The sequence below is a fragment of the Pseudomonas sp. Je.1.5.c genome, from assembly GCF_051129895.1.
Taxonomy (GTDB): domain Bacteria; phylum Pseudomonadota; class Gammaproteobacteria; order Pseudomonadales; family Pseudomonadaceae; genus Aquipseudomonas; species Aquipseudomonas urmiensis.
Genome location: NZ_JBCPSP010000003.1, coordinates 62,537 through 84,177 on the forward strand (window position 1 = coordinate 62,537; position 21,641 = coordinate 84,177).

The 21,641-nt window shown below is 55.9% G+C and carries 18 protein-coding genes and 1 pseudogene; 17 read left to right on the plus strand and 2 right to left on the minus strand.

Annotated features, from left to right (window positions below):
- The first annotated feature begins 25 nt into the window (after positions 1 to 25).
- The 11 genes and pseudogenes from AAZU54_RS03760 (at position 26) to AAZU54_RS03810 (ending at position 10,600) form a co-directional block, all read left to right on the plus strand.
- A complete protein-coding gene (locus AAZU54_RS03760) occupies positions 26 to 1,108 on the plus strand; it encodes a metallophosphoesterase family protein (RefSeq protein WP_434726589.1) in 1,083 nt (360 codons plus the stop codon).
- 104 nt (positions 1,109 to 1,212) lie between these two features.
- Complete coding sequence (locus AAZU54_RS03765; RefSeq protein WP_434726590.1) at positions 1,213 to 3,345, plus strand: hypothetical protein; 2,133 nt, start codon at positions 1,213 to 1,215, stop codon at positions 3,343 to 3,345.
- A 23-nt stretch (positions 3,346 to 3,368) separates the two neighbouring features.
- Positions 3,369 to 3,850, plus strand: a pseudogene (locus AAZU54_RS03770) (DUF4113 domain-containing protein); the annotation flags it as partial.
- 207 nt (positions 3,851 to 4,057) lie between these two features.
- Positions 4,058 to 4,564 (plus strand): hypothetical protein, encoded by a 507-nt coding sequence (locus AAZU54_RS03775; protein WP_434726591.1) that lies wholly within the window; start codon positions 4,058 to 4,060, stop codon positions 4,562 to 4,564.
- Positions 4,565 to 4,844: 280 nt separating this feature from the next.
- The gene (locus tag AAZU54_RS03780) at positions 4,845 to 5,540 is read left to right on the plus strand and encodes a methyl-accepting chemotaxis protein (RefSeq protein ID WP_434726592.1); all 696 of its coding nucleotides are present in this window, start codon (positions 4,845 to 4,847) and stop codon (positions 5,538 to 5,540) included.
- 13 nt (positions 5,541 to 5,553) lie between these two features.
- On the plus strand, positions 5,554 to 6,297 hold the full coding sequence (locus AAZU54_RS03785) for a TIGR03759 family integrating conjugative element protein (RefSeq protein WP_434726593.1): 744 nt from the start codon (positions 5,554 to 5,556) through the stop codon (positions 6,295 to 6,297).
- Positions 6,282 to 6,842 (plus strand): lytic transglycosylase domain-containing protein, encoded by a 561-nt coding sequence (locus AAZU54_RS03790; protein ID WP_434726594.1) that lies wholly within the window; start codon positions 6,282 to 6,284, stop codon positions 6,840 to 6,842. The genes AAZU54_RS03785 and AAZU54_RS03790 overlap by 16 nt, the downstream gene beginning before the upstream one ends.
- On the plus strand, positions 6,839 to 7,375 hold the full coding sequence (locus AAZU54_RS03795) for an integrating conjugative element protein (protein WP_434726595.1): 537 nt from the start codon (positions 6,839 to 6,841) through the stop codon (positions 7,373 to 7,375). The genes AAZU54_RS03790 and AAZU54_RS03795 overlap by 4 nt, the downstream gene beginning before the upstream one ends.
- Positions 7,376 to 7,445: 70 nt before the next feature.
- Positions 7,446 to 7,616 (plus strand): hypothetical protein, encoded by a 171-nt coding sequence (locus AAZU54_RS03800; RefSeq protein ID WP_434726596.1) that lies wholly within the window; start codon positions 7,446 to 7,448, stop codon positions 7,614 to 7,616.
- A 4-nt stretch (positions 7,617 to 7,620) separates the two neighbouring features.
- Positions 7,621 to 9,837 carry a type IV conjugative transfer system coupling protein TraD gene (gene traD, locus AAZU54_RS03805; protein ID WP_434726597.1) on the plus strand — a complete coding sequence of 739 codons (2,217 nt, stop codon included), beginning with the start codon at positions 7,621 to 7,623 and terminating at the stop codon, positions 9,835 to 9,837.
- A gap of 10 nt (positions 9,838 to 9,847) precedes the next feature.
- The gene (locus AAZU54_RS03810; RefSeq protein ID WP_434726598.1) at positions 9,848 to 10,600 is read left to right on the plus strand and encodes a TIGR03747 family integrating conjugative element membrane protein; all 753 of its coding nucleotides are present in this window, start codon (positions 9,848 to 9,850) and stop codon (positions 10,598 to 10,600) included.
- Between the two features lie 66 nt (positions 10,601 to 10,666).
- Here AAZU54_RS03810 and AAZU54_RS03815 read toward each other — a convergent pair whose 3' ends face one another.
- Together AAZU54_RS03815 and AAZU54_RS03820 are read right to left on the minus strand one after the other, a co-directional pair.
- The gene (locus AAZU54_RS03815; RefSeq protein ID WP_434726599.1) at positions 10,667 to 14,179 is read right to left on the minus strand and encodes a transporter substrate-binding domain-containing protein; all 3,513 of its coding nucleotides are present in this window, start codon (positions 14,177 to 14,179) and stop codon (positions 10,667 to 10,669) included.
- 213 nt (positions 14,180 to 14,392) lie between these two features.
- Positions 14,393 to 15,583, minus strand: coding sequence for an EAL domain-containing response regulator (locus AAZU54_RS03820; RefSeq protein ID WP_434726600.1), 1,191 nt, complete (start codon positions 15,581 to 15,583; stop codon positions 14,393 to 14,395).
- Positions 15,584 to 15,774: 191 nt separating this feature from the next.
- Here AAZU54_RS03820 and AAZU54_RS03825 point away from each other — a divergent pair, with 191 nt between their 5' ends.
- The 6 genes from AAZU54_RS03825 (at position 15,775) to AAZU54_RS03850 (ending at position 21,640) form a co-directional block, all read left to right on the plus strand.
- Positions 15,775 to 16,401 carry a response regulator gene (locus tag AAZU54_RS03825; RefSeq protein WP_434726601.1) on the plus strand — a complete coding sequence of 209 codons (627 nt, stop codon included), beginning with the start codon at positions 15,775 to 15,777 and terminating at the stop codon, positions 16,399 to 16,401.
- 176 nt (positions 16,402 to 16,577) lie between these two features.
- Positions 16,578 to 17,132: a fimbrial protein gene (locus AAZU54_RS03830; protein WP_434726602.1), complete on the plus strand. Its 555-nt coding sequence runs from the start codon at positions 16,578 to 16,580 to the stop codon at positions 17,130 to 17,132.
- Positions 17,133 to 17,202: 70 nt separating this feature from the next.
- The gene (locus AAZU54_RS03835; protein WP_434726603.1) at positions 17,203 to 17,727 is read left to right on the plus strand and encodes a fimbrial protein; all 525 of its coding nucleotides are present in this window, start codon (positions 17,203 to 17,205) and stop codon (positions 17,725 to 17,727) included.
- 44 nt (positions 17,728 to 17,771) lie between these two features.
- On the plus strand, positions 17,772 to 20,258 hold the full coding sequence (locus tag AAZU54_RS03840; RefSeq protein ID WP_434726604.1) for an outer membrane usher protein: 2,487 nt from the start codon (positions 17,772 to 17,774) through the stop codon (positions 20,256 to 20,258).
- Between the two features lie 21 nt (positions 20,259 to 20,279).
- Positions 20,280 to 21,038, plus strand: coding sequence for a fimbria/pilus periplasmic chaperone (locus tag AAZU54_RS03845; RefSeq protein ID WP_434726605.1), 759 nt, complete (start codon positions 20,280 to 20,282; stop codon positions 21,036 to 21,038).
- Positions 21,039 to 21,070: 32 nt separating this feature from the next.
- Entirely contained in the window at positions 21,071 to 21,640 is a 570-nt protein-coding gene (locus AAZU54_RS03850) for a fimbrial protein (protein ID WP_434726606.1), read from the plus strand.
- Position 21,641 lies beyond the last annotated feature (1 nt).

Sequence of the window (21,641 nt, forward strand, 5' to 3'; positions counted from 1 at the left end):
AATTGGATTAAAACAGCATAAGAATATGGAAAATCTGAAACTACACTGGATGCATGTTAGTGACCTTCATCGTGGACAAGCACGTACCTCTGACGTTTGGGCTGTAGTCCGGGATGAGATCCACAATGATGTCAGAAGGCAAATTAGAGAAAGCGGCCCATTAGACCTTGTAATATTTTCGGGTGACATGACCTTCAAAGGTGATCCTGAAGAATTTTCGAGCGTTAAGGATGAGCTTTTAAAGCTTTGGGAAGCTTTCAAAAAAGAAGGATGCTGTCCACAGCTATTTTTGGTTCCAGGGAATCATGATCTTGTTCGGCCTGGTAAAAGCTCACCTCTCCTTAATTTTTCAGACATTCTCAGGCAAAAGACCGCTGTAAGGGACGAGATTTTAAGTGGTAAGCCCTCTAGTTATAGAGATGAAGCTGTACAAGCATTTGAGAATTACACGAATTTCGTTCAGGAGGTTTCTGATAGCGCTATACCTCTAGCGTTAGATGTTAAGGGTCTGCTACCTGGCGACTGCTCAGTTAAACTGAAGATAAATGGTTTAAATGTTGGTGTGGTCGGCTTGAACTCTGCATGGACCCATCTGGCTGCAGGCGACATGAAAGAAAAGCTTGATATTTCGGTGCAGCAATTGAACTCAGTGGTCGGAGGTGATTTGCCAGCTTGGTCAAGATCAAATCACGTGAATATTCTTGTTACTCACCATCCGATGACTTGGTTTTGCAAGTTGGCTCAAGATGAGTTCAGCGGAGAAATTTTCAACCCCGAATATTTCGACGCCCATCTTTTCGGCCATATGCATGACAATCGCCCAGAGCTGGTAAGTGTAGGAGCCCATAATCGACGGACCATACAGGCATCGTCGTTATTTGGACTTGAGAAAGTGGAGGACAAGGAAGACCGGAGGCATGGATATTACTTTGCGGCTTTAGATGCTAGCACAAGAAAATGTGTATATTGGCCAAGAAAATTTGAGCAGAAAGTAGGATCGGTTTGGCAGGTTTCTAGGGATGGTGAGATACTTAGTCGAGATGAAAAGTGCTTTCAACAAGATTGGGCGGTACGAGAGGTTGACGGTTTTCAGCTAAAAAAGCCATAGCCTCGTTCGGTGAAGGATCTTATAGCGAACGGGGCGTACAAAAAAAGAACTTCTCTAACGGCCTGGGTCGTTATAAGTATAGATTGCCTATATTTGCTAGGCACATGGACTGTCGCCGCCTGGAAACAAGAGAGGCTATCAGTAGTTTAGACAAGTGCAGCGTGGTTTGGATAGTTGCCGAACAAGACATGGGGGGAGATGAATTTCTTGCAAACCTACTGAATGCTACTGGGGAGGATGGTAAAGTAGTTTATCGACTCGACCTTCAGTCATTTATCGGGATTAGTGATGATCTTGACTCGCTGCAGGGCATAATTATTGGCGGAAATATTAATTCTTTTTGTGAGCAACTCGAAGCTGAAGATGCTTATCTATTGCTGGATGAGGTTAATGTCGTTGGCACCGCTGATGAAAAGCGAAACTTAGTGTTGGGTGTAGAAACAATTACGAGGATTTTTTTAGATTACTGCAAAAATCTGAAGATTGTTGTGAGAAGCTCTGTGGGTTTCTCGGCACCAGGAGTTAAACCGGTTGTTTTGCAAGCCTTGGATGAGCCAGAGACCAAAATCTATATTGAACTGCATCCTTATGCTGAAAGCGTCGGGCCAAGTGAGGTAAGATCAGGCGCCGTATATGCTTATACTGCGGGATTACCGGGACGCATCGATAATCTTCTCAATGAGCTTAGGTTTAGTAGCTTCGATAGCATCGCCTTAGGGTCATCTGATGAATCAATAGATGAGCAAGCTACTATTCCTGCCTCACTCCGCCAAGAGATTGAAAGGCTTAAATGCGGAAGCGATTACGACCAAAATATATACAATTTATTGGTTGCATTAACATTCTTTAAGAATGGCGAGAACGTGTCAACTATAAAGTATTTCGGTGATTGCAGAAGGCTTAGACCTGGAATGGCTAGTCATTTGGTTAATGTTGGCCTAGCCGAGCTTGCTGAAACAAATGAGTTGAATAGCGCGCAAGCGGATAATGATAAATTTGTAGCGGTAAAACCCGCTGTCCAAAGGTTTATTCACAGAGCATTGGGTGAAGAACGGCTTGTGAAAGGCTTCGAAGAGGCAGCAACTGTTTATTTTGGTAAAGGCTGGAAAATTGGTCAGCCGTTAAAAATCCATCGCTCTTTCGGTTTTTCTGTATATAGACTGAGCTCCATAGTAGAACAGAATGCAACTTTGATTTTGGCACGCCTGATCTCCGATGCGCTTGCATCGGAGGAAGAAGAGCTAAAGCCAAAAAAAGTAGTCGATCGAATAAAGATCTTTCACGACTATTTACAGCGACTGGCTGAGTCGGGTAAATATCTTTTCGTCGTACGCTTGTGCCGCGCGTTACTTCCGAAACTTTCGGAGTATGATGAGCATCATTTTGTCAAGAATATACGACTTCAATTTTCTCGGGCTCTCAGAATGCTTGGCGAGTATGAAGAAGCAATTGAAGAATGCGAACGGCTTCTTAAAGAAGAAAACCCTTCTGAGATTAGAGCCTCGCTGTATATAAACATGGCCTATGCCTATGAAAATCTAGAGAATGTCAGTCGAGCAAAGGAACTCGCAGACACCGTGAGGAAGATCAAACGTGCTGGGTCATCACGATTTCATGCTGAAAGCATTCTTATTGGACTTTCTGATGATGAGCATAAGTATAAGCGGCTAGTCGAATTGGCTGATAAGGCGCGAGGCAAAGGTGCAAAACTTGCATCCAATACAATTAGACTAGATATCATAGCTGAGATAAATGATACTCGAGTGCAGCTGGATGAATACTACAAACTAGCTGAACAAGCCGCAAAAGATGGTGATCACTTCAACATGATGCGGGCTAGAATCTGGTGGTTCGAACTAGCCATTAAACTTGGCGTCGATATAAACCCCAAAAAAATTGAAGACCTGCTGGATGCTTATATATATTCCTGCAGCCAAAGACAGCGCCAAATGTTTATGCAAAGCCATGCTGCATTGTGGGAGCTTTTGGAAAGAGCTGAGCAGGTAGAAGGGCTACTCAAGCTGTTTAGGCACAGCTCAACTTTGCAACGCCTTACGGGAAAAGTAAAGACTGAGTTAAATTATCTGAAAAGGCTGTGCCAATATATAAACTCGAAAGGCTTTGAGGGGGTTTTTCAAGATACAAGGATGCCAGCACTACGGTACTTCGCCACAAGAGCTATAACCCATAACCTTTTATCTAAGGAACAGATGGCGTTGGTTCACGCTTCAGCATAAGCCCTTTAGATAGACCTTAAAGCAAGCGGGACGAGGTTCTGCGCAACAGGAGGTGTGTGAGGCGTGGTGCATTAGCCAGCGGATGACGGCACACCTCGAGGCGATGGATTTAGCCAAGGCGGCCCTGTGGATGCTGCAGCAGAAGTTCAGCATGGTCGTTGAGAAGACGGCCAGGGAGCTTGCGGGAACACCTTGTCTCGAGCTCGAGGAGGCGGCTCCCCCCAAACAGGAGATCTGCTGCAGTCGGATATTCGGCAAGCGGCTGACCGAGTTGACGCCGATCAAACAGGCGCTGGTCACCTATACCGGGCGATTCGCTATGACACAGCCGGTGGCCTGTGACCGGCTGATGACGGTGCTGGACGAGATCAATGGGAAGTACGGGCGCGGCACAATGCGCACCGCCAGCGTCCCCCGCACCCCCGATTGGGGGATGCGCCGCGAGATGATGAGCCGCTCGTACACCACGCGGATCGATCAACTGTGGCGGGTCTTTAGCAGATAGCACCTAGGCCTTGCGTATGCCCGAGCAGCGGCAATAAACCGGAATCCACATTTGGTCGACCTACGCAATCCAAAATCCTGGGCCAAAAGCTACACGAGGTTTTGGGGAAATTTCGGAGGCCCAATATGGCTCGCGCATTATGAAACTCTCTATAGGATTGGAATCCGCCACCTGGTTGGCGAAACCTCTATATAGATAGGAGATTCCATGAAATTACCATTGAGAAAGGCACTTGTACCGATCGTTACGTTCCTGACGGTTTGTACCGCGTTTGCGCTGCTGCAGCGCAATGGGATCAATCTGGTTCGTCTGAATTACGACGCCTGTCACTATTTGCACGGTCTCGTGTTCCCGCTCTTCTTCGGCTACCTGTACGTGCCCACTTCTGCCAAAACTGACCACGTCCCCCTGCGTGTGCTTATCGCGCAGATCCGGGCGGTTCCAATCCTGGATTGGCCTCAGGCCCTGGTTCGTAATGCGGTCCGCGATCTGAAATGCGGTATCCCATGGAGCCCATGGGCCGGTGCGGGCTGGGTAGGCATCTATGCAACCTTCAACGAGGTAATCATTGACCCTTACACCAACGGTATTCCGTTCACGTCTGCCTATAGCAACCTGGTTGCGGATCTCCTCGGGATCGGCACCTTCCTCGTGATAGTCCATGTGTCTACACGAGGTCGACCGGACGCTGGCTCGACTGCTAGCACGGCGTGATGAAAGGCCCTGGCAAAATGCCGGGGCGAGCCTTGCAGTCATAGGCGAAGAATGACTTCTCTCGTGACGCAATCAATAGCCCCGCCCTGGTTGGTCAGGACGGGGCTTCCCCAAACACTCTCCTCGTAAGCGGTGTCCGTAGCGAGTGTCACCTCCTACTCCTCTCAACCAAATCGACACTCATAGCTGTTAAAAAAATTCCAACCAAACGGGTTGCGTATTTTCTACTGAAACAAAATCACGACTGCGCCAGGGTGTACTCGGCTTCGAGAGGACACCCATGAACCTGCCAAATTTGCCGCCCAGAAAAAAAATTCTCATCGCCTTGGGGGGGATCGCCCTCGGCGCCGCCTTGCTGTTCCAGCAATACCAGCTCGCAACATTGCGCAGCACGCTCACCGAGGCGGCGGATAAAACCACGCTCAATGCGCTGCAAAGCCGACTAAGCGGGATCGATGATCGACTCGACACTGTCGCCGGGAAGCCGATGGTCTCGATGGACGATTTCCGTGCCAGCCAACAAGCACTAGCGACGCGGATCGATGCTGCACAGGCGGCGGCAGTCCAAGCCCAAGACATGGCCCGGACGTCAGCCAGTGCCAGCGAGCTGGTGGTCCTGAAAGCCGATCTCGAATCCCTTACGGGCAAAATGCAAAAAATGGCGGCATCCCGGGCTACCGCAGTAGTCACGACAAAACCTCAAGCGCCTCCCAAGCCAAAAACGAAAGCCGCCATCGCCAAGGTGCCGCCTGTGCCATTAGCGCCTCCTCCATTCCAGATGGTGGGGCTCGAATACCGCGGCGGCGAACGCTTCCTCGCCATCGCCCCATCAGGCAGCACACGACTGAGCCAGATCTACTTGATCCGCCCAGGTGAGTTTGTCAGTGGCAGCACCTGGCACCTCAAGTCCGTCAATGATCGTACCGCGACTTTTGATGTCGACGGCGCCACCCGAACCCTGAACATTCAACCCTGAGACGACCTGAGCCATGTACCGACAGATCATCTGCTCCATCGTTTGTGCCTATTGGTTGACGGGCAGCGCCGCAGCGGCCCCAACGAGCAACACCTCCAGCAGCCAGCAACAGTTCTCGGCTGAAAGTGCAGCCGGCCAAAGCAAGCTGCAGGACCGATTGGCCAAGGAATGGGGGCTCACAAATAAAGAGTTCGAACGCTATCAGGAATTGATGCAGGGGCCTCGCGGGATCTGGAGTCCAGGCCTGGACCCTCTGACGGCACTCGGCATAGAAGCTCGCTCAGACGAAGAACGGCGCCGCTTCGCCGAGCTGCAAGTCCAGGCTGAACGCCAGCGAGTGGAGAAAGAGCTCGCGTATCAACGGGCCTTTGATGAGGCGTATAAACGACTCCACCCAGGGGAGAAGACGATTGAGCTATCGTCCGCACCTGTCCTATCACCCACCACCGTGAGCGGGCCGAGCCTACAAGGTAATGGTCGACTGGCCGTGTTCGTGAAAGAGAACTGCCAGGCCTGTATCGAACAGGTTAAACAACTGCAGGCTGCGCGGACTCCGTTCGATCTCTACTTCGTCGGGAGCCAGAATGATGATGAGAGGATTCGCCGTTGGGCCATTCTCGCCGGAGTCGAACCCAGTAGCGTTAAAAGCCGACAGATCACCCTCAATCATGACAAGGGACGCTGGCTCCGTCTGGGCCTTGGCGGCGATCTACCTGCGTCAGTGACCCAGGTTGGCGGCCAATGGCGGCGCCAATGAACCAGTACTGGGTGGCCTTCATGCTCATCATGGCTGTCGCTGGCACGGCCACTGCAGCCGAGGATCCGCCGCCGGCGTACAAGTCGATCGCAATCCTGCACGGCGTTCCGCCTGCTGTTCTGTACTCCGTGGCGCTGCAGGAGAGTGGCACCAAACTCCGCGGTCAGCTCGTGCCCTGGCCCTGGACATTGAATGTCGCGGGCAAGGGCTACCGGTTTGCAACCAGGGCAGATGCCTGCAGGGCATTGAACATGGCTATCGCAATCGTCGGCCCCGCTCGGGTCGACGTTGGCCTTGGGCAAACCAATATCAAAGCCAACGGACATCGCTATACCTCGCCATGCGAAGGCCTCGACCCCTACAAAAACCTGACTGTGACAGCCCAGATTCTGGCCGAACAGAAGGCCAAGGGTGGGAGCTGGATCGATGCTGCAGGCCGCTATCACCGACCAGCAGGCGGTGCCCCAGCCGCACGATACCGCGGCTACTTCGCGAAGCACCTTAGCCGGGTCACCGGCATAAACTTCTTGGCCACGACTCCATGACAAAGAGCAATCTCCCCCTTCTCGGGGCGCTTCGAGCGCTGCCCATCCTGACCCTCGCTGCGCTGGCCAGCGTCACCGTAACCATCAGCAGCGCCGCCGCAGCGCAATTGACGATCGTTGCTGATTACGGCGGTACATCCGCACTGCCGTACTACCAGGATCTGGAGCCCGAGCCCACCCAGGCGCCTCCTGTGACAGGCCTCCAAACGACCGGAGCCTTCCCCGTAGAGACGCCAGAACTGCGCCCAGGCACCGTTCAAGGGCGAGTGATCAACGCGCCAGGCCTGCAACCCATGTTCCTGATCGGTGATGACCAGCTCTCACAAACGTGGCTCACCCAGAGGCTCCAGGACCTGCAGCGATTGCAGGCGGTGGGCTTGGTGGTGAACGTCGCCAGCGCAGATCGCCTCGAGGTTATCCGACGCTGGGCACCGGGCCTGCAGGTAATGCCGGTACCAGCCTCCGACATCTCGGTACGACTGGGCCTGCAGCACTATCCGGTCCTCATCACCTCCACCACCCTCCAGCAGTGAGGTCCCGATGCGCTCGCCCATTATCACGCTGGTCATCAGCCACCCGTTAAACCGTCCAGGACGAGAACAGATGCTCGAGCAGATCCGGCACGTGAGCGAGCTTTACGGTGGGCGCGTGACCGGGCTTTCGGGGATCAATGAGATCGCCTTCGCGCAGCGCCTGGCCGAACGCCTCACCCCAGAGCAGATCGAGGTGGCTCGCAGCGAAGCCATCTCTCTAGTCAACCTCATGAGGGCATGACGACATGGCCACCTACACCCTTGAGTCACTCCTGCGACCGCCCGTAGAGCTGTTCACCACGGCTGTCTGTTATGTCGCAGCCGCCTTGTGCATCGGTGCTCCTTGGGCCTTTGCGCTGACTCCCCTGTTCGGGTTAGTGGCTGCACTCGGCTTTGCCTACATCGGCACTGTCCGGCTGCTTCAAGCCAGAGTGGTCCTGCGCTACCAAGCCAACCTCCGACGTCTTCCTCACTACACCATGACCAGCACCGAAATGCCGATCAGCAATGAGCGCCTGTTCATCGGCCGGGGCTTCCGCTGGACCCAGAAACACACACAGCGACTCGCTGATACTTACCTGCCTCAATACGCGTCGTATGTAGAGCCGACCAAGTTGTACACCCGGGCGCGGCTGGCTGAAGAGCGCCTGGAGTTCGCCCCCTTCCCACTGAAAGCCATCACGAAACTCACCAGCTGGGATTCCAGTTGGAACCCAGCCAGGCCCCTGCCTCCCGTAGGTGGCCTGCCGAGACTGCATGGTATCGAGCCCGATGAACAAAATGTCAGCCTTCCCCTGGGCGAACGGGTTGGACATACCATCGTGTTTGGCACCACCCGTGTCGGTAAGACACGCCTGGCCGAGGTATTCATCACACAAGACATCCGACGCACCCATCGCCGTGGACGCCGGGTACACATGGGGCGACGGAGCCAAGCCCGACATCGGTGGGCACGGCGGCAGCAACCTGCGCAAGCCGCTGATCATGAAGTCGTCATAGTGTTCGACCCCAAAGGCGACGCCGACCTGCTCAAGCGCATGTACGTCGAGTGCGAGCGCGCCGGGCGCCTGGATGAGTTCTACGTTTTCCATCTCGGCTGGCCGGACATTTCTGCCCGCTACAACGCCATTGGCCGCTTTGGCCGGATCAGCGAGGTGGCCACGCGTATCGCTGGCCAGCTCTCCGGCGAGGGCAATTCGGCAGCGTTCCGCGAGTTCGCCTGGCGTTTCGTCAACATCATTGCGCAATCGCTGGTCGCCCTGGGCCGCCGTCCCGACTACGAGCAGATCCGCCGGCACGTTATCAACATTGACGAGCTGTTCGTCGAATACGCCCAGAAGTACTTCGCGGAGCATGATCCAAAGGCCTGGGAGACCATTGTCGCTCTGGAGGCGAAGATCGATCGGAAGAACTTGTCCTTCGCGATGAAGGATCGTCCACTGCGGGTGGTGGCCATCGATCAGTACCTGACACAGAAGCGTATCAACGACTCCGTGATGGATGGTCTACGCAGCGCCGTGCGCTACGACAAGACCTATTTCGACAAGATCGTCGCATCGCTGCTGCCGCTCCTGGAGAAGCTCACCACGGGACGGATTGCCGAGCTGCTCGCACCCGACTATCTGGACCTCAACGATCAGCGGCCAATCTTCGATTGGATGCAGGTGATCCGAAAGCGCGCCGTGGTGTATGTCGGCCTGGACGCGCTGTCCGACACCGAGGTCGCCGCGGCTGTGGGCAACTCAATGTTCAGTGACCTGGTCTCCGTCGCTGGCCACATCTACAAGCATGGCATCGACGATGGGCTGCCAGGCCACATGGCAGGTGGCAAGGTGCGTATCAACCTGCACGCCGACGAATTCAACGAGCTCATTGGTGACGAGTTCATACCGATGGTGAACAAAGCCGGCGGCGCCGGCATCCAGGTGACCGCCTACACACAAACATTGAGCGACATCGAGGCGAAGATCGGCTCGAAGGCGAAGGCCGGCCAGGTGATCGGTAACTTCAACAATCTTTTCATGCTGCGCGTGCGCGAAACCGCCACCGCCGAGCTGCTCACCAATCAACTACCGAAGGTGCAGATCTACAACAGCACCCCTGCTAGCAGTGCGAACGACTCGGTGAACGGCAAAACGGCGTTCACCTCGAACACGAATGACTCGGTGCAGCTGACCAGTGTGCCGATGATCGAGCCTGCGCATGTCGTGGGTCTGCCCAAGGGCCAATGTTTCGCCCTGATCGAGGGCGGCAACCTGTGGAAGATCCGGATGCCACTGCCAGCAAACGACCCTGACGATGTCCTGCCTGCCAGCCTGCAAGACATCGCGACGGGAATGCGCCGATCGGCTGCAGCCTCGAGCGAATGGTGGGAAGCGCCTGGCTATCAAGACCTTAAATCCGCTCTCCCTGAAGACCTGGTGGACGACTTCCGTCATGTCGCAACCGACGAAGTAGCGTGAGGGGAAGGCCATGGCAGCAGATGACCTCTCCAAGCGGGCGCAGCATCAGCAAGAACAGCAGGAGTCGCTGTTCAGCAAAATTATCGGATTCCCGTTCTACTTTCTCGGCGTCATGTTCGGATCGCTGTTCACTGCGATCGTAGTTGACTGGATCTGCCTCTATTTCTTCTGGCCCGAGGCCGGGTGGCGGCATGGCCAACACATGCTGATGACAGAGCTGAGCTGGTTGTCGCAGGGGTTCCTGCACAGTGCAATTGTCCAGGAGCCTGGCCGTACCGCTACCTGGTTGGTCACCGAGGCCTACAACTGGCTGGTGGTAAAGACCGGGATGCTCAGCTGGGTCCAGGGCATGGAAAATGTGGCCAATGCAGGCCCCCGGGGCGAGCTGGATGTGCGCTACATGGCGGCGCAGAGCGTGACGACCATCCAGAACTACGCCCTGGCTGCCCTGTTCACCGTTCTGATTTTCTGCGTGCGCCTGGTAGTCCTTGCCTTGACCATTCCGCTGTTCGCCCTGGCCGCGTTCACCGGCCTGGTCGATGGCCTGGTTCGCCGTGACCTGCGGAGGTTCGGCGCGGGTAGGGAATCCAGCTACCTCTACCACAAGGCACGCGGAACCATCATACCGTTGGCCATCTTTCCCTGGACGTTCTACCTGGCCCTCCCGATTAGCATAAGCCCGATGCTGATTCTGCTCCCCTGTGCAGCCCTGCTCGGAGTGGCAGTGAGTATCACTGCTAGCACCTTCAAGAAGTACCTGTGAGTACTCCCCTTGGTCAATTGGATGTACCCAAGCTATTTATCAATCACCATCAGCCACAAATTGATCTCAGCTGGTCAAGGAAAATTTCAATGCTTTATTCAACGATCCAAGTGCCGTTTCAAGTTCTTCCACCGCACGCTCCAACTCCAGCGCCGGGATCTGGGCTAGCAAACATACCGCCTCCAACTGCCGGCAGCATTCGACCACCTGCTCACCCTTGACCACTCGCGCAGCTCCTTTGATGCGATGCGCAAGCTCGCCAAGCTTGTTGGTATCCCTCTCGCGCAGCAACACATTCAACTGCTCACAATCTCTGCGGTTGCTCTTGATCAGCTCGTCGAGTATTCGGCGAAACTTCAAAGGGTCACTGCTGATCATCATCTCCAGTGGCCCCAGATCGATGACCTGCGTTTGAGGCGGCGGCATCAACTGCTCCTGGCAGTGATCAAGTGGCTCCTCGGCAAATGCATCCTCCGGCTGCAATGCGCGTAGCCGAGCATCCAGTTCGTCCAGACTCAGTGGTTTAACTAAGCAATCATTCATACCGGCCTGAATGCACAGCTCGACTTCCTCCGGCTGAGCGTCTGCCGTCAAACCGATGATCACAGTCGCAGCCAAGCCCTTTTCCTGCTCGGTATGGCGTACGGCACGGGTGAAGTCGGCACCGTTCATTACCGGCATGTGGCAATCGGTGATGACAATGTCAAAAGGTTGCTCGCACCAACACGCGTAAGCCACCTGGCCGTTTTCCGCCTCGAACACGTCATGGCCGAGGTAGCTCAATTGCTGATGCAACACTTGGCGATTGATCCGGTGATCGTCCACCACCAGCACCTGCAATCGATACCGAGGAACATCCTGAGTCAAGATCGGCTCCTCATGGAAATCGATCGGCTCCAACACTTGCAAGCGCATCTGGACATCGACCCGAGTGCCCCGCCCCAAAGTGCTGGTCAGTTCCACCCTGCCCCCCATCATTTCGCAGAGTGAGCGGCAGATCACGAGCCCCAGCCCTGTCCCCTCGTTGTGCTGGACATTACGCTGGGCCTGGGCGAACGGTCTGAACAATCGATCTTGATCGGCCGTGCTAATACCCACGCCGGTATCCTTGACACTCAAGTTGACTGTGAGCAGGCTGGCATCGCTCAAAATCCCAGCAATATGGACGATGATCGTTCCCTCTTCCGTGAATTTGATCGCATTACTCACCAGATTGGAGAGAATTTGCTTGAAACGCAGGGCATCGATCAGCACGTCACAGTTGATGCTAGAGTCAATCTCGAGGACCAAGTTCAGGCGCTTCTGCCGTGCCAGGCCGTCAAAAACGCGTGCTACCGACTCCACAAGCTCTCGCAGGTTGGCGCGCTTGGGCGATAGGCTCAGCCGTCCGGACTCAATCCGGGCGATGTCCAGAATATCGCCGATCAACTCCAACAGGCTTTTTGCCGAGGTATGGGCGATCTCGATACTGGCGCGGTCAATTGGCTTGCTGTCGGCGCGTTTAAGCGCAAGCTCGAGTATGCCGATCACAGCGTTCATCGGTGTGCGGATCTCATGGCTCATGGTGGCCAGGAAACTGGTCTTGGCGCGACTAGCTTCGTCGGCAAGTGTCTTGGCCTCTTGCAGTTGCTGCACCAACTGGCGATGTTCGGTGATGTCCAGCCAGCCGCAGATCACCCCTTTGATCTCGCTTGTAGAGTCCCTGAATGGGTGCACCCAATGATTGATCCACACTTCCCTGCCCTGCAACACGATGACATGAACCGACTCAATGGTCTGGCCGTCACGCATGGCCTGCAGGTAGTTGTGATGAAAGTCCGGGAGGCTCTCGAATTTATCCTTGGGTAGCTGACGCACCGTTTTGTTCAGTACCTGATCAGCGTGCAGGCCGACACTTTCGAGAAAGCTGCGGTTGCACGACAGAATACGCCCCTTGGTATCACACACATACAACGGGGGCGGCATGCAGTCAGTCAGAGTTTCGACGAACTGCAACTGATCGTTGAGCATCCGTTCGGCCTTGAGCCGGGCCTTTATCTGGCGTCGCAGGTAAAACACCCATACCAGCAACAGCCCCAGCAGAACCAGGGCGCCGAGGACGATTTCGTTAATCACTAGCTGGTAATCGACCCAGGTCTGACCACTCATGCCCGGTGGCGAGCGCCAACGATTGGAGATCGCATTGAGCTCATCAGGCGCAACGGTCTGCAAAACCTTGTCAATGATCGATTGAAGCTCGACATCACTTCGGCGCATCGCAAAATTGGTCGCCGAGGGCCCAAGATCGAGCATCTGGTTGATTATCAGCTTGTCGCGGAACAACCGCTCGATGTAGTAACGCGCAGCGGGTAACGCAACCATCGCGGCGTCGGCCTTGCCTTGATAAAGCAGATTCATCGCATCCAGCGAGCCGCCCGCCTCGATCACGTCGGCTTCCGGGTAGCGCTTGCGCAGTTGCGCAATGGCCACGTGGCCGGTGGGTACAGCCACACGTTTTTCGATCAGGTTTTCAAGCCTGCCCTGTTGGTCGACTCCGCTAAGCAATACAAAGGGGCTGTTGAGCAGAGGCCGGGAAAAGCGCAGGTGCTCTTCCCTTTCCGGGCTCGCTGTCATCAGTGCCAGGTCAGCTTTGCCCTGGCGCACCGCCTCGATGATCTGCGGGAAGCCGCCACTGCGCGAGACCACTTCAAAATGCAGTCCCGTACTGAGGGTGATCACCTCAAGAAGATCGGCAATGGCACCAGAAAACATCCCGTTCGAATCAAAGTAAGCGCCCGGCGCTAAATCATCGTTGATTACCAAGCGTACCACCGGGTTGCGCTGGATCCAGCGCACCTGCTCTGCTGTCAGGTCGACAGGCTCCGTCCCGGGAATGAAGCTGTTGCCCACCCAGCGCTTGGCCAGGGAGCGCAGCTGATCTTCGCCGATCGTCTCGATGGCAGCGTCGACCAGCCGCTGCAACCGGGTGTTGCCCGCCTGCAGGGCATAGCTGTAGCCACCTCCCCGCACATCGGAGAAGCGCTCGAAGCGGACATAGTTGTAGAATGCCCGATTGATCAGGAAGTACGCGCTGTACAGATCGTCCAGGTATACGTCGGCTTGCCCAAACGCAGCCGCCGCAATCGCCTTTTCATGACTGGCATAGACCCGCAGGACAGCCCGCGGATAGCGTTGCCTGAGTTCCGCACTGTGTTCTTCGGTAATTGCCACGCGAAGCCCGGCAAGATCTGAAGGTGACTGTCGGCGTTCCGAACTGCGCCTGAATACCGCCAACCGGTCCTGAGCATAGGGCGTGCTGAGCAGCAGGTCCGGGCGCGGGGCGGCGCTGCCATGAACGCTGATGAGATCGACCAGGCCAGCCTGCAATGCCTTGCTGGCCTCCTGCTCGTTGGCAAAGGCCACGACCTTTATCTGCAAGCCCAGCAATTGCGCAACTAGAGAAGTGACATCGGCGCTGATCCCTTCGTACAGCTTGTCCTGCGCATTGATCAAGAACGGCTCGGATTCAGTAGCCGCAACCCCAATCTTGAGCTCGGCTTTATGCCATAGCCATTGCCAGTCTTCGATCGAAATTTTCATGTCTCGATGACCGACGCGCGGTTGGGTGGACAACACCTCGGAACTTACAAGCAGGGGCGTAGCCAGAACCGGTACACAACTCGAGAGCAAGCCGACAAATAAACAAAAAGTACGTAGAATCATGCTAGATAAAAGAGCCGAGAGCGGTCAGGGATTGCTGTGATTGCAACATGATGATAGTTCAACGACGTTGCCGCCGCTCACTTATCAAGATCAGTCCCGCACGGCCTGCTGGGCGCAGAAAGCAAGAAAATGACTCTTTGGCATAGGCCTGGCAAACAGAAAGCCTTGGGCAAAAATACCACCCAGTTCAATCAGCCGAACCTGTTGTTCGGTAGTCTCCACGCCTTCAATCACCAGGGAGATATCTAGCGCTCTGGCCAAAGCCACCGCACAACTGATGATCGCGGCGCATTTGGGCTGGCCTTGCATTTTGCGCACGAAAACTCTATCAAGCTTGACCTCGGTGAAGGGCAACTCGCTGAGCCGATCCAATGAAGAATATCCAGCGCCAAAATCGTCCATAGCCAACCCACAGCCCAGCATACGCAGGCGCACCAGATTCTCTAGACTGGTGGCCGGAGCGCTGATTAGGGACGACTCGGTAATTTCGAACATGATCTTGGTAGTAGGTATCTGAGCGCGCTTAAGCATCAGGGGGATGCGCTCGGTCAGCGAAGGACAAGCAAGCTGGGAAGGGTGCAGGTTAAATGCCAGAGGGATCTCTCCTCCCTCCAGCTTCAGCCTCTGCTGTAACGCCAGGCCCTGCTCGAACAGTTGCCAGAACAACCGGCCGATCAGATTATGCTCTTCCATGACCGGGAGGAAATGAGCGGGCGTTAAGACCCCCCATTGTGGATGCTTCCAGCGTGCCAGCACTTCAGCCCCGACCATAACTTGACCTTGGAGGGTGACCTTGGGCTGGTAATAGGCCTCGAACTCACCATTGCCCAGGCCTTCCAGCACATCGCTCAGGGTAGGCAGTTCGTCGGAAGATAGCCGTTCGGGTGGTGCGTTGCAAAGTTCTTGATAGGTTTTGAACACCTGACAGAAATCTTCAAGCATGAATGGTTTACCCAAATCCCCCAAAAAGGTTAGGCCCAGGCAATTAATCATCGCAATCGTAGCCTGACGCAATAGTGGATCCAGCTCACTACACAACACCACTGCTCTGACCTTGCCACTGCTACTGACATGTCGTAGAAATTCTAATCCATCCATACCGACCATTTTGAGATCGCACAGGACGATGTCTATTATGTCGCAGGAGGATAATAAGGCGACTGCCTCATGGCCGTCTGCCGCTTGCAAAATATGACCTGGTAGAAATTTTTCCAGTGCCGTCACGGTAACGAGACGCTGGAAAGGTTCGTCTTCCAACACCAGAACAGTGTAATCTTCCATTGCCGATCTACACACAAGGAATAAGGAAAGACAGTGTGCAATTATACACCCACCCTTTCCATCAGAAATTTCCTGCGCTTGCCGAGAATTTTCCTATTATAAGCTAGCAAGGCATGCAATGTTGTCAAGGCATGCATATACTGTGAATATTTCTCAGGGCCGTGCCGCACAATCAATCAAGGTGAATTTATATGGATAGCGTTGTAATAGTTGATGACCACCCCGTCATTCGCATGGCCATGCGTGTTCTGCTGGAAAAGCACGATATGCGCGTGGTCGGTGAAGCGGATAATGGCATAGATGCAATCCAGCTCGTACGAGAACTCAACCCTCAACTGGTAATCCTCGACATTGGCATACCTAAGCTAGACGGTTTTACCGTAATATCCAGGATAAAAAGCCTGGATGTGCATAGCGAGATACTAATCCTGACTTCGCAACCTGCCGATTCAGTTTGCCGACGCTGCATCCAACTGGGTGCGCGTGGCTTCATCAATAAAGAAGAAGACTTGACTAGCCTAATATCCGCAATCAAGGCGATAGAAGCAGGCTATACGTTTTTCCCAGCCTTGACGCACGACAACACAAACATGCACGATCAACCAACAGAAATAGAGCAGATCCGCTCATTAACTGACCGAGAAATGACGGTACTGCAATATCTGGCCCAAGGTTACACTAACAAACAAATTAGTGAAATGCTCCTACTCAGCAATAAAACCGTGAGCACCTACAAAGTTCGTTTATTACAAAAGCTGGGCATTTCCTCGTTAATAGACCTTGCCGATTTTGCAAAGCGCAACTCCTTAACGCCATGATGCGAAGCAGACCTACTATCGGAAATTTCCTAGGCCCGCTTCAGCTTCGTCCTACTTACAGTTTTCTTTGATTCTTCTAAGCTGACCATCAACTCAATGGCGCACGAATAACAAATCTACAGCGTGTTCCATTGAGCCCTTTTCCAAGGATTTCAACATCAACCTAGGAGTATCAAATGAACGTTCGTCCATTGGCTGGGGCAATCATGGCTGTGACATTGGCAGCAACTTCGGCGGCCAGTTTTGCCAAAGATCAGGGGCATGGTGTGATCACCTTCAAAGGCGCGATTATCGATTCGCCGTGCTCCATCGCTCAAGAGTCGCAATACCAGACTGTCGATTTGGATCAAGTTTCCAACGTCGCCCTGAAGAATGGTGGCAAATCCAACCCAAAAACCTTCAAGATCGAATTGCGCGGCTGTGAATTGGGCGCCCTGAAGTCGGCCACTGCCACGTTCACCGGCTCGCCGGCCGCCAACCCAGACTTGCTGGCCATCAAAGGTACCGCTCAAGGTGCGAGCCTGGCCATTGCCGACCACACCGGCGCGCTGATCAAGCTGGGTGACGCGTCGCCTGCCCAGACGCTGAGCGAGGGCGACACCTTCCTGCAGTTCAGTGCCTACCTGCAGGGCGATATGGTGAATCCGGTTGGTGGTGGTGAGGCAACGCCCGCCGAAATCGTACCGGGCGACTTCGAGACCTTCGCCAACTTCACCCTCGCCTATCAGTAACGGACGCCGTCACTGACGTGACCCGCAGTGCGCATGGCTGCGTGCTGCGGGGGAGCTCGCGGAGATTTGGATGATTCGCTCAAGCGCGCTGGTACTGGCCCTCTGCACGTTGGGCGTGCCCGTCTGTGCTGCCGATGTATTCAAGGGACGTGTACAACTGACCGGAAGCATCGTCGACAGCGCCTGCACTATTCGTATGGGTAATGACAGCCAGACCATTGCCTTCAATCCGTTGGCACTCAATAGCCTGGTCAGCGGCAATGCGTCAGCCCAACAATCGCTGAAGATCTCTATCAGCGACTGCTTTACATCGACCACAGCGCGCGACATCGCCCCTTCGCAACGCTTCAGGCTGACATTCGAAGGTCAGCCCGAGGGCAAGAACTTTGCCATTCAGGGCGCTGCAAAAGGCATTGCACTGCGGATTGAAGATGAACACGGGAAGTTGATTTCTCCCGGCGAGTCCATAGAGCACAACACCAACACTGCCGACCGTTTGCTACTCAACTATTCGCTGACGCTCGTCGGCAGCGGACATGCACTGGAAACGGGCGACTATCACGCCACGATCAAACTGAGTATTCAGCACTTCTGAATTGCAAGCACTCAGTGTGCAGTTTCGCTCAAGGATTTAGTCACGTGGAACACCATAAGTTACTGGCCGCCACGGCATTGTGCTGTGCCGCGACGTGGGCAAATGCAGCCGAAGAATTCCAATTTAACACCGATGTCCTGGAACTCAAGGATCGCGAGAACCTTGATCTTGGGGTGTTCGCCTCGGCCAACTTCATTATGCCCGGCCAATACAACCTGTTGGTACACGTGAACCGCGATACATTGACGGAGTATGCCGTCGACTATATTCCCGCCGATAACGACCCGAAAAGCAGCGTAGCCTGTCTTTCGCCGGCCTTGGTCAATGAACTGGGTCTCAAGACACACGTCATAAAGTCACTCAAGTGGTGGCACGACGGCGCCTGCCTGGACCTGAGCAGTGTCCCGGGCATGCAGGCCCGTGGCGAGCTGGGCCCTTCGGCCCTGTACCTGAGCATCCCTCAGGATCAGCTGGAATATACCGCACCGAACTGGGACCCGCCCTCACGTTGGGATGACGGTGTTTCCGGCGTGCTGCTGGACTACAACTTCAACGCCCAGACCACCGAGCGCAAGCAAGGCAAAGGGCGTAGCGACAATCTAAGTGGCAATGGCACCGCCGGCATCAACCTCGGCGCCTGGCGGTTGCGCGGCGACTGGCAGGCCCAGCTGCAGCGCAGTGACGACCAGCCATCGCTCGATCAGTTCGCCTGGAGCCGCTTTTATGCCTTGCGCGCCGTGCCGTCGTTGCGCTCGAACCTGATCGTCGGTGAGGACTATCTGGACTCCAGTCTGTTTGGCAGCTTTCGCTACACCGGCGCTAACCTGAGCAGCAACGACAACATGTTGCCCCCCAACCTCAGAGGGTATGCTCCGGAAGTCACTGGCGTGGCGCGGACCAACGCGCGCGTGGTGATCCGTCAACAAGACCGGGTGCTCTATGACACCCAAGTGCCACCCGGCGCGTTTCGTATCCAGGACCTCAACGATGCAGTCTCTGGCCAGCTTGACGTACGCATCGAAGAACAGGATGGCAGCGTCCAGGAGTTCCAGCTGGACACCGCCAGCATCCCCTACCTGACCCGTCCTGGCACCGTTCGCTACAAGCTGGCCGCCGGCAAACCCTCCGACTGGGAACACCAGATGGACGGGCCGGCGTTCGCCACCGGTGAGTTTTCCTGGGGGGTGAGCAATGGCTGGTCGCTGTATGGCGGCAGCCTCGGTGCCAAGGACTACGGTTCCCTGGCCGTGGGCATAGGCCGCGACCTGATGGCCTTCGGAGCGCTGTCGTTCGACGTCACCCAGTCGCGTGCGACGCTGCAGGACGACACGCTCAGCGGCAAGTCCTACCGTGCCAGCTATTCCAAGCGTTTCGATGAATACGACAGCCAGGTCACCTTCGCCGGTTATCGGTTCTCCGAGCGGAACTACCTGAGCATGAACGAATTCATCGAGGCCCAGCGTGGCAGCCAGTCGCTGAACCAGAGCAAGGAGCTGTACACCGCGACCTTGAGCAAGCAGTTTCGAAACTCCGCGCTCAGCCTGTACTTCAACTACAACCACCAGACGTACTGGAACAGCCAGGCCAGCGACCGCTACAGCCTGTCGCTGTCGCGCTACTTCAATGTCGGTGGCCTGAAAAACCTAAGCCTGTCGCTGACCGCGTACCAGAACAAGGCCAACGGCACCTCCGACGACGGTGCTTATCTGTCGGTGAGCATCCCCTGGGGCAGTAGCGGTTCGGTCAGCTACAACTCCTCGGTCAATCGCGGCGATACCAGCCACAGCCTGAGCTACTACGACCGGATCGATGAGCGCAACCACTACATGGTCAGCGCCGGCCAGGCTTCAAATGGTCAAACCGCCAGCGGTTACCTGTCCCACGACGGGGACCTGGCCCAGGTCGTTGCCAGCGCCAGCTACCAGGCCGGCGAGTACACCTCGGCTGGGTTGTCCCTGCAGGGCGGTGCCACCCTCACCGGGTACGGTGCCGCGCTGCACCGGAGCAACGTCATGGGCGGCACCCGGCTGCTGGTCGACACCCAAGGGGTTGCCGACGTCCCGGTCCGCGGCAACGGCGGAATCACCCGCACCAACCGTTTCGGCAAGGCCGTGGTCACCGACGTCAACAGTTACTACCGCAACCAGGCCAGCATCGTGTTGGACAGCCTGGCCGATGACGTCGAGGCCACGCAGTCAGTCACCCAGGCGACCCTGACCGAAGGCGCAATTGGCTATCGCCGCTTCGATGTGATCGCAGGCCACAAAGCCATGGTCGTCATTCGCATGAACAACCACCGTGCGCCACCGTTCGGCGCCTCGGTACAGAACAGCCGCGGCCAGGAAACCGGCATTGTCGGTGAGGACGGCTCGACCTACCTGAGCGGCATGAAACCGGGGGAAACCATGTCGTTGCATTGGGACGGCAGCGCACGCTGTCACTTCACCCTGCCCGACCCCGTGGTCTCGCCCGACCGACAACTGGAGCTGCTGTGCCTGCCGGCCAGCGACGCGGACAACGCCACTGCTTGATTCACCACACCAGGTACATTCATGAACACAAGCTACAAACGCACTACCCTAACCCTGCTCGCCCTGTTGAGCACCTGCGCGGCGCAAACCAGCCTGGCCGCCGTGTCGCTGGACCGCACCCGCGTGATCTTCACTGGCAGCGAAAAGTCGGTCAGTCTCAGCATCAGCAACCAGAACACCCAGTTGCCCTACCTGGCCCAAGCCTGGATCGAAAACGAACAGGCTGAGAAGATCACTACCCCATTGGTGGTGGTACCGCCGATCCAGCGTCTGGAAGCCGGGGCCAACAGCCAGGTGAAAATCCAGGGCCTGCCTGCGCTCGGTCAGTTGCCCCAGGACCGTGAATCGCTGTTCTACTTCAACCTGCGCGAAATACCCCCACGCAGCGACAAACCCAATACCTTGCAGATCGCCCTGCAGACGCGGGTCAAGTTGTTCTATCGACCTGCGGCGATCGCCCCGAGGGCGGGTGTCAACCAAGCTCCCTGGCAGGAACAGCTGACCCTGACACGCCAGAACGACCGCTACCAGGTGAACAACCCGACGCCCTTCTACATCACACTGATCGATGCTGCGCCCAACCTCAAGGCTGACGGCGTCACCGGCTTCAAACCGCTGATGATCGCCCCCAAAAGCCAGCTCGATCTGGGGGTGAGCAGCAAGGTCCTGGGCGACAAGCCAGTGCTGACCTACGTCAACGATTACGGCGGCCGTCCCCAGTTGCAGTTCAGTTGCGCTGCCGGCACCTGCAAGGCCAGCCCCGTTGCCAACAAACAGTGACTTCCCATGCTGTGTTCCTGTGAGGGCCAATCATGAAGATCGGACGCCGTAGTGCCCTGGCCGTCTTGCTGTGGGGGGCCAGCCTCTCGACTCACGCGGCCAGCCCTGCGCAATCGGCCGAGTTCCAGGTCACCGGCACCCTGCTTGAGAGCGCCTGCTACCTGGACCCCAGCTCCGCCTACCAGCACTTGTCGCTGGGTGAGCTGAGCACCACTCGCCTATCGCACATGGGCGACCAAGGCACGCCCGTGGCCCTGCACCTGAAGCTGCAGGGCTGTGTGCGCAGCGACGGCGGTCGTCATGACGAGCAGCAAGGCTCGCTGGTGTGGAGCTCCATCGAACCGGTGGCGGCAGTGACCTTCCAGGCGGTGGCCGACGCCGACACTCCCACGCTGATCAAGGTAGTCGGTGCCGAGGGGTTCGGCCTGCGCTTACTCGATGTCCAAGGCAATGACGTGCGCCTGGGCCGAGCTGCCCCGGCCTGGTTCGTCTCGCCCGGAGACAGTCAGCTGATCTATTACATTCGCCCCGAGCGCACGGCGGCCCCGCTGCGCCCGGGAGCTTTTCGCGCCAGCCTTAATGTGAGCTTGGCATATGACTGAG

Coding starts and splice junctions, on each gene's coding strand:
- AAZU54_RS03825 (WP_434726601.1), top strand. CDS start 15,775: ATGGATAGCGTTGTAATAGTTGATGACCACCCCGTCATTCGCATGGCC.
- AAZU54_RS03810 (WP_434726598.1), top strand. CDS start 9,848: ATGGCAGCAGATGACCTCTCCAAGCGGGCGCAGCATCAGCAAGAACAG.
- AAZU54_RS03830 (WP_434726602.1), top strand. CDS start 16,578: ATGAACGTTCGTCCATTGGCTGGGGCAATCATGGCTGTGACATTGGCA.
- AAZU54_RS03815 (WP_434726599.1), bottom strand. CDS start 14,179: ATGAAAATTTCGATCGAAGACTGGCAATGGCTATGGCATAAAGCCGAG.
- AAZU54_RS03765 (WP_434726590.1), top strand. CDS start 1,213: ATGGACTGTCGCCGCCTGGAAACAAGAGAGGCTATCAGTAGTTTAGAC.
- AAZU54_RS03845 (WP_434726605.1), top strand. CDS start 20,280: ATGAACACAAGCTACAAACGCACTACCCTAACCCTGCTCGCCCTGTTG.
- AAZU54_RS03790 (WP_434726594.1), top strand. CDS start 6,282: ATGGCGGCGCCAATGAACCAGTACTGGGTGGCCTTCATGCTCATCATG.
- AAZU54_RS03760 (WP_434726589.1), top strand. CDS start 26: ATGGAAAATCTGAAACTACACTGGATGCATGTTAGTGACCTTCATCGT.
- AAZU54_RS03835 (WP_434726603.1), top strand. CDS start 17,203: ATGATTCGCTCAAGCGCGCTGGTACTGGCCCTCTGCACGTTGGGCGTG.
- AAZU54_RS03775 (WP_434726591.1), top strand. CDS start 4,058: ATGAAATTACCATTGAGAAAGGCACTTGTACCGATCGTTACGTTCCTG.
- AAZU54_RS03785 (WP_434726593.1), top strand. CDS start 5,554: ATGTACCGACAGATCATCTGCTCCATCGTTTGTGCCTATTGGTTGACG.
- AAZU54_RS03795 (WP_434726595.1), top strand. CDS start 6,839: ATGACAAAGAGCAATCTCCCCCTTCTCGGGGCGCTTCGAGCGCTGCCC.
- traD (WP_434726597.1), top strand. CDS start 7,621: ATGGCCACCTACACCCTTGAGTCACTCCTGCGACCGCCCGTAGAGCTG.
- AAZU54_RS03850 (WP_434726606.1), top strand. CDS start 21,071: ATGAAGATCGGACGCCGTAGTGCCCTGGCCGTCTTGCTGTGGGGGGCC.
- AAZU54_RS03780 (WP_434726592.1), top strand. CDS start 4,845: ATGAACCTGCCAAATTTGCCGCCCAGAAAAAAAATTCTCATCGCCTTG.
- AAZU54_RS03820 (WP_434726600.1), bottom strand. CDS start 15,583: ATGGAAGATTACACTGTTCTGGTGTTGGAAGACGAACCTTTCCAGCGT.
- AAZU54_RS03800 (WP_434726596.1), top strand. CDS start 7,446: ATGCTCGAGCAGATCCGGCACGTGAGCGAGCTTTACGGTGGGCGCGTG.